This window comes from Mycoplasmopsis phocirhinis (genome assembly GCF_004216495.1).
Taxonomy (GTDB): Bacteria; Bacillota_I; Bacilli_A; order Mycoplasmatales; family Metamycoplasmataceae; genus Mycoplasmopsis; species Mycoplasmopsis phocirhinis.
The window spans coordinates 564,970-583,378 of record NZ_CP034841.1 but is presented as its reverse complement, the minus strand read 5'-3'; the positions used below and the strand labels follow the sequence as shown (position 1 = coordinate 583,378).

Annotated in this window: 10 protein-coding genes and 1 pseudogene; 1 reads left to right on the top strand and 10 read right to left on the bottom strand. The window is 30.3% G+C overall.

Annotation, left to right across the window (positions count from 1 at the left end; genetic code table 4):
- Positions 1-321: an HNH endonuclease family protein gene (locus tag EG856_RS02270; protein ID WP_130429509.1), complete on the top strand. Its 321-nt coding sequence runs from the start codon at positions 1-3 to the stop codon at positions 319-321.
- Between the two features lie 41 nt (positions 322-362).
- Here EG856_RS02270 and msrB read toward each other — a convergent pair whose 3' ends face one another.
- The 10 genes and pseudogenes from msrB to rpoB all read right to left on the bottom strand — a co-directional run bounded on the left by msrB (position 363) and on the right by rpoB (position 18,201).
- Entirely contained in the window at positions 363-794 is a 432-nt protein-coding gene (gene msrB, locus EG856_RS03680) for a peptide-methionine (R)-S-oxide reductase MsrB (protein WP_318025466.1), read from the bottom strand.
- Between the two features lie 57 nt (positions 795-851).
- A pseudogene (gene msrA / locus EG856_RS03675) lies at positions 852-1,292 on the bottom strand (peptide-methionine (S)-S-oxide reductase MsrA); the annotation flags it as partial.
- A 106-nt stretch (positions 1,293-1,398) separates the two neighbouring features.
- The gene (locus tag EG856_RS02260; RefSeq protein ID WP_130429507.1) at positions 1,399-2,589 is read right to left on the bottom strand and encodes a phosphopentomutase; all 1,191 of its coding nucleotides are present in this window, start codon (positions 2,587-2,589) and stop codon (positions 1,399-1,401) included.
- A 2-nt stretch (positions 2,590-2,591) separates the two neighbouring features.
- Positions 2,592-3,578, bottom strand: coding sequence for a DHH family phosphoesterase (locus EG856_RS02255; RefSeq protein WP_318025423.1), 987 nt, complete (start codon positions 3,576-3,578; stop codon positions 2,592-2,594).
- Positions 3,578-4,552: a DHH family phosphoesterase gene (locus EG856_RS02250; RefSeq protein ID WP_130429506.1), complete on the bottom strand. Its 975-nt coding sequence runs from the start codon at positions 4,550-4,552 to the stop codon at positions 3,578-3,580. Before EG856_RS02250 ends, EG856_RS02255 begins: the two co-directional genes overlap by 1 nt.
- Positions 4,553-4,732: 180 nt before the next feature.
- The gene (locus EG856_RS02245) at positions 4,733-5,920 is read right to left on the bottom strand and encodes an IS3 family transposase (RefSeq protein WP_130429505.1); all 1,188 of its coding nucleotides are present in this window, start codon (positions 5,918-5,920) and stop codon (positions 4,733-4,735) included.
- 226 nt (positions 5,921-6,146) lie between these two features.
- Positions 6,147-7,316: a hypothetical protein gene (locus EG856_RS02240; RefSeq protein WP_130429504.1), complete on the bottom strand. Its 1,170-nt coding sequence runs from the start codon at positions 7,314-7,316 to the stop codon at positions 6,147-6,149.
- 164 nt (positions 7,317-7,480) lie between these two features.
- Positions 7,481-10,054, bottom strand: a complete 2,574-nt coding sequence (gene secA, locus EG856_RS02235) for a preprotein translocase subunit SecA (RefSeq protein ID WP_130429503.1) — start codon at positions 10,052-10,054, stop codon at positions 7,481-7,483.
- 127 nt (positions 10,055-10,181) lie between these two features.
- Positions 10,182-14,591 (bottom strand): DNA-directed RNA polymerase subunit beta', encoded by a 4,410-nt coding sequence (gene rpoC, locus EG856_RS02230; protein WP_130429502.1) that lies wholly within the window; start codon positions 14,589-14,591, stop codon positions 10,182-10,184.
- Entirely contained in the window at positions 14,584-18,201 is a 3,618-nt protein-coding gene (gene rpoB / locus EG856_RS02225; RefSeq protein ID WP_130429501.1) for a DNA-directed RNA polymerase subunit beta, read from the bottom strand. The genes rpoC and rpoB overlap by 8 nt, the downstream gene beginning before the upstream one ends.
- Positions 18,202-18,409: the final 208 nt, after the last annotated feature.

Here is an 18,409-nt window from a genome sequence, read left to right as displayed (position 1 = left end):
ATGTTAAATCGAACAAAAATTTGAAGAAATTATTTTGGTAATAGGTTTTCTGGTTTTGATTATTGTGGAAGAGAAATATCAATAAATTCACCATGAACTATTGAGCATATAAATGCTGATATAAATTCAAATGCCTATTCAAATTTAATACCAGCACATTATGAATCAAATTATAATAAAGCCAATAAATCAGTTTGATGAGATAATGATTATGAATTAAGAGTAATTAAATTAAAAAATTCAGATTACCAATACGCAATTAAAAGAAGAAAATATGATGAAGAAAATTTTGAATGGGTAACTCCTCGAAATTTTCGATAATTTTAAAAACATGACAATAAATTTGTCATATTTTTAAAATATTACTTAACGAATTTTTTAAATTCGCCATAGCCTCTTTCATCCATTTCTTCAAATGGAATAAAATCTAACGCAGCACCGTTAATACAATATCTCATTCCACCCATACTTTTTGGTCCATCGTTAAAAACATGACCAAGATGATTATTGCCTTCGCCTGAACGAACTTCAGTTCGAATCATACGGTGTGAAGTATCTTCTAAATAAACAACACTTTCTTTTTCAATTGGTTTAGAAAAAGAAGGTCATCCACAACCTGAATCAAATTTATCATCCGAAGAAAATAAAGCTTCACCAGTTATTTTTTCTACATAAATTCCTTTACGGTATTCTTTATTTAAAGATGATGTATGTGGATATTCAGTTGCGGATTTTTTTAAAACATCATAACTTAATTCATCTAATTTTAATTCGTTTCTTACTTGATTAATGATTTTGTTTTCTTTTTGGTTCAATTTATAGTCTACATTCAAATTTATGTGGCAATATCCATCGGGATTTTTTTCTAAATAATCTTGGTGATATTCCTCGGCGTCAATAAAGTGTTTTAATTTTTCTAATTCAACATAAAATTGATTATATTGTGGTTTTAAGTATTCGAATAACTTGGCAATAATTTTATGGTCATTTTCGTTTTCAAAATAAACACCGGTGCGGTATTGAGTTCCAGTATCATTACCTTGTTTATTTAATGATTCGGGATCAATTAGTCTAAATAAATGCATTACTAATTCTTCAACAGAAACTTTATTTGGATCATAATCAACTTTAACTGTTTCAGCGTGCATTGAATATTTTAACTCACGGTAATTAGCACTCGCGCTTAAACCGTTGGCATAACCAGATACTGCATCTAAAACACCATATACTTTAGAAAAATAAGCTTCTACACCTCAAAAACATCCACCAGCTAAATAAATAGTTTTTTTCATTTTACTCCTTTGTTTGAACAAGATTATTTTATCTTAAAAACTAAAATTTTTTTTAAAAAGTTAAAAAAATAAATAAAAAAGTCGCTTAAATCGACTTTTTGTTATTTTAAACCAATTGATCAAAGATATCATCACCTGTTTCAATAACAATAGGCACATTCCAATTGCGCGCCACGATATTACCACTTGTACCTAAACCTTGAACATCTTTAAGTACTTTGGGAGAAGTAAATGATTTTGAAAAAATAGTTAAAGGCAATAATTCGCGTGTGTGGTTAAAACCGGGATATAAAGGATCATTACCATGGTCTGAAGTCATAATTAATAAATCATCTTCATGCATTGCATTGATCAAAACTCCAATTTTAGTGTCTAATAAAGCAATATTAGAAGCATATCCATCTACATCGCGACGATGACCATAATGTGAATCAAATTGTACTAAATTAGTAAAAACAAAGGTGTTTTTTGTATCTTTTTTAGCTTCATCGATAGTAATATCCATTGCGTGAGCATCGCCATCTGAATGAATTGAGCGTGAAATTCCTTGGCCTACAAAAATATCATTAATTTTGCCAACAGCTACAACTTCAACACCTGCTTTTTGCAATTGATTCAAAATCAATTCAGCAGGTTTATTGGCATAATCGTGGCGATTAAAAGTTCTTTTATATTTGCCGTTTGCATCTGTTATAAATGGTCGCACAATTATTCGGCCGACATTCCATTCTGGTTTAGATGAACAAATTTGACGTGCCGCTTGTCCGTAGCGATATAAATTATCTAGGCCAATTCACTCTTCATGAGCGGCAATTTGTAAAACTGAATCCATTGAAGTATAAACAATAATGGCACCAGTGTCTTTTTGTTCTTGGGCATATTCGTCAATAATTTCAGTGCCTGAACCACTTTTGTTGCAAATAATTTTGCGGCCATCAAAAGCTTGACTTAATGTTTGAATTAATTCTTCAGGAAAACCATTTTCGCTAAAAGTGGGAAATGGCACTAATGTTTTAATCCCCATCATTTCTCAATGACCGGCTAAAGTATCTTTAGCGTTTGAAACTTCTTGAACTCTGGCCATATATGCTTTTGGTTTTTGCACATGATAATTACCTTCTAGCGTAGTAATATTGCCAATACCTAATTTTTTTCAATTATCAATGTAAAATAAAGCACTTTTAGAAGCTGAAAGAATAGTATTTGCTCCGTTATCTCCAAATGCTTTTTGGTCACGATCGGCCCCAATGCCTAAACCATCAGTTACGATCATAAAAATGCGGTTAAATTTCGCCATAATTACTCCTTATATTGTTTTTGTCAGCGTTGAATTTCTAAATTACACTGCTCAATTACCTTTTCAACTTCATCAAAGGAATTAATAATTGCTCCTGAAGCGCGATCATGGCCACCACCGCCAAATTTAATAGCAACATTTCTGACAATTGGACCATTTGAGCGAAATTCAACTCTTATTTTACCGTTTTGTTCTTCGTTAAACGAAACCCAAATTGGAAAACCTTTAATATTACCAATTAAATTTGGACGTGCCATATCATTAGGAGTTTTGCCTAATTTAATTGTATTATGATAATCAATTTGAATATAAGCTACTTGACCAACTGTTTTAAGTGAAGACATTAAATAATTTTGGGCTTTTAAATCTTGCAGTGAATGTTGAGCTAAACCTAAAAAAACCTTTTCAGCTTCTAAATTATTTTTATATAAATACGCTACTAATTCGTGTGTGCGTGCACTTGTGTCTGAAAATTGAAATCTTCCCGAATCAGTAACAATTCCTAAAAAAATAAAATTGGCAGCTCTTTGGTTTAATTTTCACTGTTTTTGGTAGGCTAATTCAGCTATCATTTCCGCAGCAGCAATGCGATTAGATTCTAATCAAATTGTTACTTTATCTAAATCATCTTCATTGGGGTGATGATCAATTCTTAAAGTTTCAGCAAATAAATTTTTGTCTAAAACTTCACGATTGAATATTCTTTCTTTTTGGTTTGCATCAACTACAACTGCTAAAGATTTAGCTAAAATTTCATCTGTTGGCACTTCATCAAAATCTAAATTCAAAAAATTTGAAAATAAACCATTAGAATCACCTATCGCATAAATTTTTTTATCAGGATAATTTATTCTTAATAATTCTCTTAAGCCAAATTGACTACCTAAACAATCGCCATCAGGGCGAATATGATGAAAAATTACAATTGAATCATATTGTTCTAATTTTTGAGCAGCAATTTCTCAGCTGCCAGTATTAGCCATTTTCATTATTGAGCCTCCCATTTAATTATAGCCTGGTTAAGTTGATCTAAAATTTCATCAATTTGTGCTATTGAAGAAATATTGCAGCCAGCAGCATTGGCATGACCACCACCATTATATAAATTAGCAACTTCATTAACTAGAGGACCATTTGATCTTAAGCGACAGCGATAAGTTCCATCGGATTGTTCAACAAAAAATGCTCAACATGAATTTTGTTCGATGTTTGCTAATTCATTGACAAATATTGCTGCTTTTAATTCATCAAAACCAAACTGAGCTTGAACTTGTTTAGAAGCAACAAAGTATAAAACACGTCCTTTTGATTGAAAATTAGAAAGAATGTGACCTATATATTTAATATCTTTTAAACTTCTTTTGCCTAATTCTTTGTGTAATTTTCATGATTGAGCATTACCTTGTTCTTCTAAAAATGCTGCTAGTTTGAATGTGCGAGCTGATGTGTCTTGGTATAAAAATCTACCAGAATCGGTAACTATCCCCAAAAAGGTATGTTGGGCAGCTTTTTGACTTAATTTTCACTTAGCATCATAAGCAATATGAGCAACTTGTTCAGCAGCAGCAACATAATGTTCATCAATGAATAAATAATCATATTCAATATCACTTCCATTGGGGTGATGGTCTATGCGTAATTTAGCACTAAATTTATTTGCTAATAATAAATCTCCATAAACTATACGATCTGAACTTGAAGCATCAACAACAATAGCTAATGAATCATTAAAATCAATTGATTCAATTGGATCAAAATGATAATTCATAAACTCATAACTACCTGCATTATCACCGGGTGTAAATACTTTTTTTTCAGGGAAATTATCTTTAATCATTTGTGCTAGGCCATGTTGAGAACCTAAACAGTCTCCATCGGGGCGGGTATGATGAAAAATAACAATATTTTTGTATTTTGGATTTTTAATCGCATCAATAGCGACTTGAGTATTCCCTATTTTCATATATCTCCTTTTATAATATAAACTTGTATTTTAATTATACAATAATCAAATTTTTGCTTGTGTTTTAGAATGTTAGTAATATTAAAAAATAGGAAATTAATATTATTTTAATGTAAAAAAAGCATAATTTATTGAAAAAAAATTAGATTATTTAAACATGGACAAAAAATATTAACATTTTTAATTAGCGAACGCCATAGCAACTTGTTGTGGCGTTTTTCATCCTAAATTTGATTGTATTCTTTCGTTGTTATATCAAAAAATATATTCCTTAATTTTATCATTTAACTCATGAAAGGTAATTTTTGTGTAATCTAAATCATTTAATAATTCAGTTTTAATAACTCCAAATCAATATTCAATTTCTCTATTATCTAATGAATTTCCAACTCTAGACATTGAAACTGTTCCACCGAATTTTATAATTTTATTAATATATTCTTGGTTTGTATATTGAAAACCATGATCTGAATGAACGATAAATTTATCAAAATTTTCGTTTTGAATATCGTTAATATTATCTAAAACAAAATCTAGATTATTATTTTTGCTTAATCTAAAACCCACAATTTTTTTAGTTTTGTGATTGATGATAGCAGATAAATATACGTGATTTTCACGCACATCTTTTGGGGCATTTATGTATGAAACATCTGTGGCGAAAATATTTCTATTTTGGTTATCGTTATAATCTCTTTGAACGGTATTTGGGATCTGGCATTTTGTGTTTTTAATTTCTTTTCTTTTTCTTTTTTGTCTTAGCTTGCATTTAAGATTTAATTGATTTAAATATCTGCCTAAAGTTCTGTCATTTATGTGTATATTATATTGATTAAATATATAAATACTTAGCTTTTTTCTGCCAAATCTGCCTTTATTTGCTTCAAATGCTTCAACTATAATTTTTGAATGAGGAATTGTTTTTTCTGTATTTTGTTTAACTTTCGCATTAGAAATGGTTTGTCTACAAAGACTAAAAAACAATGCTAGTTTAATAAATTGGATTTTTAAATTTTTAGCTTCTTCTTTTTTCTCTTTTTTGGGTTTTTGGTTTGTTATTTCATAATATCTTTTTGCGATTTCAATTAGATCATTTCTGTCAAAAATATCCCAATCAAAATCTGGTTCTTTTCTAGGTCTTCCGCTACCTGGTTTTCTGTCTTTGCCTTTTTTAGTTAATAATTTTTCTTTCACGCCTAAATTATAATATTTTATTATTTTAGCAATTCTTACTGCAAGATATTTTTTCTTAACTAATTTTGTTTTTGGAGAGATATTTCAAAGTGTTTTTATAGCTTGTGATTTTCCATGTTTTTGGTAAACCTCAAAGATTAAATCGAATTCCTCCATTTTTAAATGTCTTGACATATTTAGTCCTTTCAATTTTTGTTTTTTTGATTTTTGGTGGGGTATACCCCACCCTCTATGGGTTGTGTACAAAAAATTAACACTTTACAATGTTAATTTTTGTTGTCCACCTTTAATTTATGAACCACAAAAAAACAAAAAAAATAAAAACATAAACATAAATTTTGCTTCATTAAATAAAAATTCCTTTTTCGTTTCTTGAAAAAGGAATTTTTAATAATTTTATTTAGTTTTTAAATTTATCTTGAACTTTTGTTTGAACACTAGCAATTATTTTTGCTAATATTTTAGAAACTATTTTAGAAACGAATTTTCTTAAAATAAAATCAGGAATAAAAGGAATTCTTTTAATAATCGATTCAGAAACATAAGGACTCATTAAATCTGTTAGTTTTTTTGAAATTTGTTTAGATTCATCAATAACCAGTGCTAATTTATAAACTTTTATTCTGTTAGCAAAAACAGATAATACAGTCGAATTTAATAATACATTTTTAATTTTTTCTTTAAGACTTGATCTATTTTTATTTTCTTGTCTAAGTGATTCTTCAGTTGCATTTCTATCTCTTGATTTTTGAAAATCTAATTTGATAAAATCTGTTTCTAAATTATTAACTTTTAATTTAATTTTTAGTGACCAAGCAGGCGTTTTTGTGTAATCAAATTCAATAATTTCAACATTGTCAGCAAATTGTATTAAAGCATTTGTTTTTAAAAATTCTTTAACTTCATTAACAACCGCATTATATTCAGTTAATTTATTGTTACTTTGTGCTTGTTGTTTACTAATTTTACCTGTTTTTAATACTTTTTTTGTTTCAGCTTTATTTACCAAACCACCCAATTTATTAACAAATCAAGTTTCAAGAACGCGATAGTTATTAAACTCATTCTTTAAAAATTTTGCTGTTTCATCCAATTCAGCTCTATTTGTCGGTGCTAGAACTTGTATTTCTTCACTTTCATCATCTTCATAGTTTAATTCAGAATTGTCGTTTTTGCCTAAAACAGGCAACACATTTGAAATAAAGTCATCACGACTAAATGTTTTTGTTAAATTAAGTGATGCTAAATTAATCGCTAATTTTACTTTGCTATATTCTTGTCCTAAATTCGGCACACTTAATAATTGATTAACAAAATTAGTATAATTTTCAGTTGAATTACCCAATAGTGAAATTTCTTTTGTTAAATTTGTTTTTTTAACTTCTTGAACTCGCGAATCTTCGCTTCTACTTGGTTGGGCAGGTTGTTGAGGTTTTGGTGTTTCGCTTTGTGGTGGTTGTTCTACTTTCTCTGGTTTTTTATCAGTGTTATTGCCACACGCAGCTGCTACAGCAACCGGCATAAGCGAAGGAATTGCTAAAACTGATAATATTAATTTTTTCTTTTTCATTTTTCTCCTTGAATATTATGTAATAGCATTATAAAAAAAAAAAAAAAAAACGAAAGAATTTTGTTCGTCTATAAACTTTTTAGAAATATTCTTTAATAAAATTGACAATAAATTTAGGTCTAATTAAACAAAAAATTAACATCGCTAATGTTAATTTTATTATGTTATTTATTATTTTCTAAATCAATCACGTTTTGGGCAGCTTGGGTAAATAAATTTTCCATTTCGTCTATATTTAGATTATTATCCTGTTTAATTTCAGTGCTTTGTTTCATATCATAATAATATTCTAAAACAGTTTTTTCAATTTCTTCTTCACTTAATTCGGGAGAAAATTCAAGAGTAGATTTAATTTGAGCATATAAAGGGTCGCGTAAAATTTCAAGCGGAACTAATAAATCAACACCTTCACGATCAGCGAAAATTTTTCTAGTTACATCACTAGCTATACGGTTTAGCATCTGAGCAAAATATTTACTTCCTTCTTCAGTGTAAACTTGGTAAGGATTTTTTTGTGAATACTGTACTAAATTAACATTTGAGCGCAATTTATCCATGGTATTAATATGATTTTGTCAATAATAATCAACTACCTGTAAAACAATATTTTTTTCTTTGTAAAATAAATAATCATCGCTAGCTAAATTAATAACATTTTGACGTCAGTTTAGATACATTTTTAGGATATGTTCGTTCAAATACTCCTTCATATCACTTTCGTGAATTTTTTGTAATTGCTCTAAACTAAATTTGTTTCTAACTCCACGACCTAAAAATTCATTATTTAAATAGGATTCTAATTTTTGATAAATAAATGTACCAGTTTTAGTTAAAAATTCAGGATTGCTAACCACTGTATTTAAGGCATTTTTAATCATTCTCTCAATAATATATTCAATATCTTCATTAATTAAAATTAAATCCCGTTGAGCATAAAATAAGTCGCGTTGTTGACGGATAACATCATCATAATGAAGCACACTTTTACGCGAATCATAGTTAAATCCTTCTATTTTCTTTTGGGCGGCTATAAAACCTTTAATTAATGATTTAGTAGTAATTTCATTATCGCCTTTGTCAGCAAATTGCTCTTTAAATTCTTCATAATTAGCAAAACGACGCATTAATTGGTCATCTAAAGAAACATAAAATTTAGAAACACCCGGATCACCTTGACGTCCACTACGTCCTCTAAGTTGATTATCAATACGGCGGCTTTCGGCTCGATCGGTACCAATCACATATAAACCACCTAGATCTTTGGCTTCTTGTGAAAGTTTAATGTCAGTTCCACGACCAGCCATATTAGTTGCAATTGTAATTGATTTTACTTGCCCCGCATTGGCAATAATTTCGGCCTCGGAAGCATTTTGTTTAGCGTTTAATACAGTGTGGGGTATCATTGCTTGGTTTAAAAAATGGTGTAAAATTTCAGAATCTTCAATTTGGGCAGTTCCGACTAAAACAGGTTGACCTTTGGCATATAATTCTTTAATTTTTTCAGTTACAGCACTCCATTTACCTAACGCAGTTGCATAAATAGAATCTGGTAAATCTTGTCTAATTACTGGTCTATTTGTTGGCACAACATTAACACGCATATTATATATATCAATAAATTCTTGCTCTTCAGTTTTTGCTGTTCCTGTCATACCACAAAGTTTAGTAAACATCCGGAAAAAATTTTGGTAGGTAATAGTTGCTAAAGTTTTAGTTTCACTTTCAATTTCAACCCCTGCTGCTGCCTGAATAGCTTGTTGTAAACCTTCTGAATATGCTCTTCCTTCCATTACCCGGCCAGTAAAAGCATCAACAAGTTCAATTTTTCCTTCGCGCACAATATATTCAACATTTTCACGCATAACTTTGTGTGCTCGTAAAGAATTTTGAATACGATGAATCATTTCTGAATTTTCAATATCATATAAATTTTGATAACCAAAATAAGCGTTGGCACGTTGAATACCACTAAAAGTTAGCGAAATTGCTTTTGATTCTTCATCAATTTCATAATCATCGACGGTTAATGAACGCACAAATCGATCAGCTAAATAATATTCTTTAACGTCTTCGCCTTCTCCACCTGAAATAATCAAAGGTGTTTTTGCTTCGTCAATTAAAATCGAATCAGCTTCGTCAATTAAACAAAAATACAAGCCTCGTTGAACCTTTTCATTCATACTTTCAGCCATATTATCTCTTAAATAATCAAAACCTAATTCCGAGTGCACTGAATAAGTAATATCAGCTGCATAAGCTCGCCTTTTAGATTCAGAATCTAATTGAGCTTTATTTATACCAACACTCATTCCTAATCAATTAAATACTTGACCCATTTCCAGCGCATCCCGTTCAGAAAGATACTCGTTAACAGTAGAAACAATTGCTCCTTTGCCTAATAGTGCATTTAAATAAACTGGTGCTATGGAAGTAATTGTTTTACCTTCACCTGTTTTCATTTCCGCTACTGAAGCTAGATCTAATAATAATCCACCCAACATTTGAACATCATAAGGACGCTTACCTAAAACTCGTTTAGTTGCCTCTCTAGATACAGCAAAAACTTCAGCTCGCAACGATTCTAATGTTTCGCCATTACTTAAGCGAGCTTTGAATTGCGTAGTTTTATTTTTAAGTTCATCATCAGATAAATTAGCGATTAAGCTTTCGTATTGATTAATTTTTTTAAGCGTTTTTTGTGCAATACGCATTTCAGTTGATTTAAATTCTCATTTCATATTTTTTTATTTTACAACATTTATGTTTTTAATGGAGTTATATATTAATATTTAAGTTAGATTTATTAAATTTAATTAAACTAAAATTTAATAAAAAAATTCATAATGAATATGAATTTTAATATTGTTAGATTTCAACATAATCATCGTCACTGTCATTATCATCATAATTTGATTCTAATTCGTGAACAAAAAGATCTTCAAGCATATCGTTAATGTCTTCATTGACCATTTCTTCATTTAATGAAAGTGTATTATTGTTTGAATTTTCATTATCAAAAGGCGCATCATATTTTGTACTAAAATAACTACGAGGATCACGGATATCATATTTTTCTTTATGCTCATAGTTTGAGTTAGTTCCGGCAGGAATTTTATGTCCTAAAATGATATTTTCTTTTAAGCCTTCTAATTTATCAATTTGTGATGCAATTGAAGCGTTAACTAAAATTTTAGGTGTTTCTTGGTATGAAGCAGCAGCTAAAAATGAATCTGAAAGTAATGGAGTTTGTTTAGCTCCTTTAATTTTTACTTCGCCAAAAGGAGGTTTTTTACCTTGGGCTAATAAACGAGCAGATTCTCTTTGGAAAGTAAAAATATCAACTAGTGAACCAGAAAATAGTTTTGAATCTCCTGTGTCTGTAATCATTATTTTTGAAAGCATTTGACGAATAATAATTTCAATATATTTATCAGCGATAGAAATACCTTGTAAACGATAAAGTTTTTGAATTTCTTTTAGTAAATAATTTTGTACAGTGCGTGTATCGGCATATTTTAATAAATCACCAAGCACAATTGGTCCTTCAACAATTTTTTGTCCAGGTACAACACGATCGCCTTCCTTAACAACAATTCTGCGATCTGATTTAGTTTCGAATTTTAGTGTTTCTTTTTCACCATTATTTTTGAATATTTCAACTTCAATCAATTTAACTGAACGATTCGTTATTTCGCTTGGTGTTGTAATAGAAATTATTTTACCGTATGCCGGTGAAATAATAGCAGGTCTTCCTCATGGTGAATCGTAAGCGTCAATTAATTCCATTAAACGACCAAAACCACCAGTTATATCTTCAACACCGGCAACACCACCAGTGTGGAAAGTACGCATTGTTAACTGAGTACCAGGCTCACCAATAGATTGAGCGGCAACAACTCCAACTGCTTCACCAATATTTACCACACGGTTTAGAGCTAAATCTTTACCATAACATTTTTTACATACACCATTACGTGTGTAGCAAGATAAAACCGATCTAATTTCAACTTCTTCAATACCAGCTTGTGTAATTTGAGTAGCTATTTCAGGGGTAATTAATTTATTTGCTTCAATTAAAATTTGACCATTAGCATCTACAACTGGTTTATTAGTAAACCGTCCTTCAATTCTTTCACTTAAAGACTCAATAATTGTGTTAGTTTTAGTGTCTTTAATATCACGCACAACAAAACCATAATCTGTACCACAATCAATTTCACGCACTACAATACCTTGAGCCACGTCTACTAAACGACGAGTTAAATAACCAGATTTAGCTGTGTTAAGTGCTGTATCAGTTAAACCTTTACGAGCTCCGTGAGTTGAAGAATAAAATTCATACGCTGTTAAACCCTCTAAAAATGATGATTTAACTGGAATTTCAACTGTGGAGCGCACTACACGTTCGTTTTCAGCATCGGCTTTAAGAATTTTAACATTGTTGTTCATTAATCCCCGCATCCCAGCTAATTGCACGAAGTTAGATGAATTTCCCCGGGCACCAGATGTAAACATCATAAATAATGGGTTGTGAGGATCAGATTTTGTAACTTTTTTCAAGTCATCTTCAATTGAATTTTTTATTTCAGCTCATTTTTTGATTGAAAGACTATATCTTTCATCATCGGTAAGCATTCCTTCTTCAAAAAATGATTTTAATTTTTCAATGTATTCTTCACCTTCTTTAATTTTATTTTTAGTTTGAGGTAGTGTAATAACATCGCTAACAGCAATAGTTGTACCTGAAATTGTTGAAAAATGAAAACCTAAGGCTTTAATTTTGTCTAAAACATTCGCTACAACATTAGTATATTTAAATCATACTTTTTCGAGTAATTTAGTGTAATCTCCTACAGTTCAAATTGCATTTTCATTATTTTGCGACATTGAAACCTCGTATTGAATTTTGTTAAATTCAGTTGTGATTAATTTTGAAAGAATTTCAATGTGAGCTGAATTAATTGGCTCGCCACTAAAAGTTTGTAATTGGGCACATTTTTGGAATACTTTATCAAGTTCGTCTTTATTGATGTCGTTAATAATTGTTGCTAAATCTTCCATATTTACAACACCAACATATTGATCATAAACACGACGAACAATTTTGGCGATATCTTTTTTGGATAAAGGTAAATTAATTGGTGTTTTAGCAATATGTTCAACAAAATTTGTTCCACTAGGTAAAATATAATGATTTAAATGTTCTATATTCGCTGATGTATGTACGATTTCTTTACCCTCTGGTGTAACATATTTACCAAAAATAAATTCAAATGTGTTAGGAAACGCACGGTTAAACATAAATTTACCAACAGTAGATACGATATATCTTCTAACTGCATCGCCTGTAATTCATTTTTTATCGGCTTGCTCAATAGGTAAAACAACTCTCGAATGAACACTTACTGCTTTATTTTCATAAGCTGTAATCATATCTTCGTAGGTGCTAAAGAATTTTCCTTCACCTTTGGCACCGCTTTTTTCCATTGTTAAATAATACATACCCAAAATCATATCTTGACCAGGGTTAATAATAGGTTCTCCATCTTTGGGTCCTAAAATGTTTTTTGACGCTAGCATCAATTCACGTGCTTCGCGAGTAGCTTCGGGACTAATTGGAACATGGACAGCCATTTGGTCACCATCAAAATCAGCATTAAACGGTGTACATGAAAGTGGGTGTAATTTAATTGCTTTACCACGAATTAAAACCGGTTCATAAGCTTGAATACTTAAACGGTGTAAAGTAGGAGCACGGTTTAATAAAACAGGACGTCCTTGAATAGCTTTTTCAACATAAGGTCAAATAATTGGATCTAGATTTTCAACTGCTTTTTTACCAGTTTTAATTGAATTAATATTGTTTTTATCAGATTTAATTAATTCACGGATTATTCAAGGTTCAAATAATTTAGCTGCCATTTCACGAGGAATACCAACTTGGTGCATTTTTAATTCTGGACCTACAACAATAACTGAACGCCCTGAATAATCAACACGTTTCCCAAGTAAATTTTGACGAAAACGACCTTTTTTACCAGTTAAAGCATCAGAAATAGATTTAAATGCTCTACCATCTTTTGAAGCAACTGGATTAGGTTTTTTACGAGCATTGTCAATTAATGAATCAACTGCTTCTTGAATCATTCTATACTCGTTTTGTTTAATCAACATTGGAGCATCAGTTTCATCTCATTTTTTTAAACGGTTATTTCTAATAATTATACGACGATATAATTCGTTAATATCGCTAGTTGAATGACGACCACCATCTAATTGCACTAGTGGACGCAAATCAGCCGGAATAACTGGTAAATTATAAATTAGCATTGATTTAGGATCTTGGCCTGATTTAATGAAAGCATTAATTACTGATAAACGTTTGTATAATTTTGCTCTTTCTTGAATTTTAGCATTAGCTGAAGGGTTTTTGGTAATTTGTTTATTAATTTCGCTAATTTGTTCTTCAAGTTTTTTCGCTTCTTGTTGTGGTGAAACATGTTCTAAAAGATATTCAATTGCTTTAGAACCAGTTGAAATTAACGCCTCTGAATATTCATGAATAATGTCGTTGTATTCATAAAAATCAATTCCGTAATCTTGTCCCATTTTAGAAGTTGCTTGTTCTTTTAATTCATTAATTGCTTCATCAATAACTTCATACGCTTCTTGTTCGTATTCATCACCATCAGGGTTAAATTTTTGTTTTAATTCACTAAGAGCTTCGTAATAAATAATTGCCGCATCTGAAATATCAATAATTGTGTTTTTTTTCAAAGATTTAAGCCCACCATCTTCTAAGATGATGTGACTTTTGTAATAAATCAATTTTTCAAGTTCAGATTTAGTAACACTGTGTGAACTATTTGCTACCTTAAGTCCTAATAATTTTGAAATAATTGAGTGATCTATTTTAAAAAATCAAAAGTGAACAACTGGATTTTTTAAACTAATATGACCCATTCTACTTCTTCTAGTAATTTTAGGTAGAATTTTAGGATTGTATTTTTGACACATTGTTGTTTTAACACACTCAATGTTTTCATCACTTTTTTTGTATTTAGTATTACAAATAGGACATTTGTAATCAGTTGTCGGTCCAAAAATAATCTCGTCAAATAAACCATCACGTTCAGGTTTATAACTTTTATAATTAATAGTTTCAGGTTTAGTTACCTCACCATTAGATCATTTTTTAACATCTTTATCTGTTGCTAATGAAAGAGTAATTTTGTCAATTAGTAATTTAGCCTCATTTTGGTTTGTTCTACTCATTTAAACCTCCTAATATGTCAAAATGTTGAATTGAATCTTCTTCATCAACTTCGACATGATCAATATTTAGTTTCATTCCTAAACCTCTAAGTTCATATTGTAAAACATTAAATGATTCGGGAACACCTGGTTTTGGTAATTCTCGACCTGATGCCAACGCAGCATAAAGTTGATTACGTCCATTAATATCATCAGATTTATATGTCAAGATTTCTTGCAAAATATTTGTTGCGCCATACGATTCAATAGCTCATGTTTCCATTTCTCCAAATCTTTGACCACCATTTTGAGACTTACCACCCAGTGGTTGTTGAGTAATTAATGAGTATGGACCAACTGAACGAGCATGCATTTTATCATCAACCATATGATTTAATTTAAGCATGTACATTACTCCCACCGAAACTGGGTTATCAAATTTTTCCCCTGTTATTGGGTCAATTAAATATTGTTTTCCAGTAGTAGGTAAACCAGCTTCAGCTATAACATCGTAAATAGCTTCTTTTTTAATACCATCAAATACTCTTGTTACAAATTTTGTGTTTAAACTTCTAGCTGCCATTCCTAAATGAATTTCAAGAACTTGGCCAATATTCATCCGCGATGGCACCCCTTGAGGATTTAACATTACATCTACAGGTGTTCCATCTTCTAAATATGGCATATCTTCTTCAGGTAAAACAATTGAAACAACTCCTTTGTTTCCGTGGCGACCACTCATTTTATCACCAACTTTGATTTTACGTTTAACCGCAATTGAAACTTTAACTATTTTATCAATACCATCCTCAAGTTGGTCTTTATTTGCTCTTGATAAAATTTCAACACCAATAACAGTTCCACCATGTCCATTTTTAACTTTTAGCGAAGTATCTTTCACAGGTTGTTGTCTTTGTTGTAAAACTGCCAGCATTAGTTTTTCCTCTTGTGAAGGGTTTTCATCACCTTTAGGACTTACTCTACCAACTAAAACATCACCAGGTGTAACATCGCTACCTATTCTTACAATCCCGAATTCATCTAAATGTCTAGTTGAAAATTTCGAAACGTTTGGAATATCTGGCGTTAATTCGTCATCTCCGGCTTTAGAAGTACGGAATTGAATTGTTTGTTCTTCAATATGAATAGAAGTGAAAACATCATCTTTAACTAATCTTTCGTTAAGAATGATGGCATCTTCATAGTTATAACCTTTATAAGTACTAAAGGCCACAACAACATTTTTACCTAAAGCTAATTCTCCATTGTTAAATGAAGCACCATCAACCAACAAATCACCTTTTTTTACTTCTTGACCTTCAACAACCAAAGGTTTTTGATGAATTACTGTATCTTGGTTAGAACGTTGAAAGTTCTTTAAATTATAAGTATCTACAGTGTTTTTGTGGTTTCTAATTTTAATTTTTTTACCATCTACAAATTCAACAACACCTTCATTGCGAGCAACAAAATTTGCTGAAGAATATTTAGCAATTTCAGCTTCAATTCCAGTTGCCACAAAAGGTGATTCAGCTTCTAATAATGGTACAGCTTGACGTTGCATGTTCGCCCCCATCAAAGCACGGTTAGCATCATCATTTTCCAAAAACGGAATGCACCCAGCAGCTACAGAAACCATTTGGTTAGGAGCAACTTCGATAAAATCAATATCTTCTGCAGTACCAATTTGATAAGTGTAATTATGACGAATAGTTAATTGCGAGTCAATAATTTTATTGTCTTGGTCAACATTTACTGTTGATTGTGCAATTTTATAACCCATTTCGTCAGCAGCGGTTAAATAAACTGGTTCAGTATAGTCAACTACACCATTTTCAACACGGTAATATGGAGTTTCTAAAAAACCATATTTGTTAACTTTAGCGTATGTGGCAAAATTAAGTATCAAACCAATGTTTGGACCTTCTGGTGTTTCAATAGGACAAATTCTTCCATAATGTGTTGCATGAACGTCACGAACTTCAAATTGCGCTGTATCACGGTTAAGACCACCTGGTCCTAGCGATGTTATACGTCTTTCATTAGAAATTTCAGCTAATGGATTAATTTGATCCATAAATTGCGATAATTTAGAAGAGTTAAAAAATGTTTTCATTTGGTTAGAAATTAGTTTGTTATTAGTAACATTTTTTGGACTAACTTTATCTGGTTCTTTAGCACCCATTCTTTCACGTGTAGTTTTTTCAAGTTTGGCTAAACCAACTTTTAAATTATTTTGGACTAATTCTCCAACAGAAACTATGCGTTTATTTGTTAAAGCATCTGGATCATCGTCTTGACCAATACCATTTAGTAAGTTAAAATAATAATTAATTGTAGCAACTAAATCAGAAACTACAAGATGAGTTTCAATTGCTTTTGGATCACCACCAATAACTTTAACTGGTTCTTTACCTTTTTCCATCCATTTTTTATTTGGATAAATTTTTATCGAAATAATTTTATCTCTTCTTTTTAGTGATGAATTACTTGGATCATTTAGTAATTTAGCATAAACAATTTCAGGCTTAATTGATTTTAATTTTTCAGTTGGTAATTTAGCATTATTAAAATTTCACTGAATTAAAACAGCTAATTTATGCGTGATATTTGTTCCTACTTCAAGATTAATTATATTACCTGCTTTATCTTGAATTGTTAAAGGTTGAGCCAAAATTGTGCCCGAAATACGATCAACAAGATTTAACTTAATGTTAAGCATATAACGACCAGTTTCGCTTAAATTGTAATGTTTTTTATGAAATAGTAAGTTAGGTATTAAGTTTGAAATTGATTCATCAGAAACACGATCACCTTTACGAATAGTTCTAAACAATTCTTCTTGACAATTTTTTATAATTTCTTCACGTGTTAAGTCTTCAGACATTTTCTTTTCTCTTTTTAGTGATTCGTCTAAAACATCTGAATGACCAAACAAATCGTAAATATCATCTTTGGTTAAACCTAGTGCTCCTAAAAAAGTGATAATATTTACGTTTTTATTTTTGTCAATTTTAATTTTTACACTATCAGGATTTTTTGATGTTACCTTGTGTGAGATTTCAACTCATGAACCAACTCTAGGCAAAATTTCAACTTTATTGAACAAATCATCTGACTGTTTATTACGAACACCACGACCAAAGTACGCTCCTGGCGAACGAATTAATTGACTAACAATAACTTTTTCACTACCGTTAATGATAAAACTACCACCAGAAGTCATTAACGGGATTTCACCTAAAAACACTGTGTCTTCTTTTACCAATCCATCAGTTGTTGTTGTGACTTTAAATTTACCAAATAATTTAGCTGAATAATTAGTTCCTTTAACTTTCGCTTTAGTCACTTCATCGTATTCTTTAGAAGGAATTTCTAAATAAGCACTGTTATTGATATATTCTAGTGTAACACCTTTATTCGAAGATGAGATTGGATAATGTTCTCTAATAGCTTGTTCAATACCATTTTTCTTAAATCATTCAAATGATTCTTTTGATGTTCTTAAAAAATCTTGAACTTCATAAATAAATTTGGTAACTGAATAATCTCTACGTTTGGTACCAGCACCAAATTCACTAATTTTATATGAATATTTGTTTTCATATTTTTTGAATTGTTCTTCTGCCATGAATTCTCCTTGTTATTATGCTATAAAAATTAATTCGCTTTGAGCGAATAGCAAATATAATAATATTCTATCAAAAATTAATATTAATTAGATATAAAAAATCAAATTTATTTTTTATATATTTTAAACAAAAACCACGAAAAAAATAATTTTTTAAATCATTCAAAACGTGATTTTAATTCAATATTTAAACTTCTTTTTTGATATT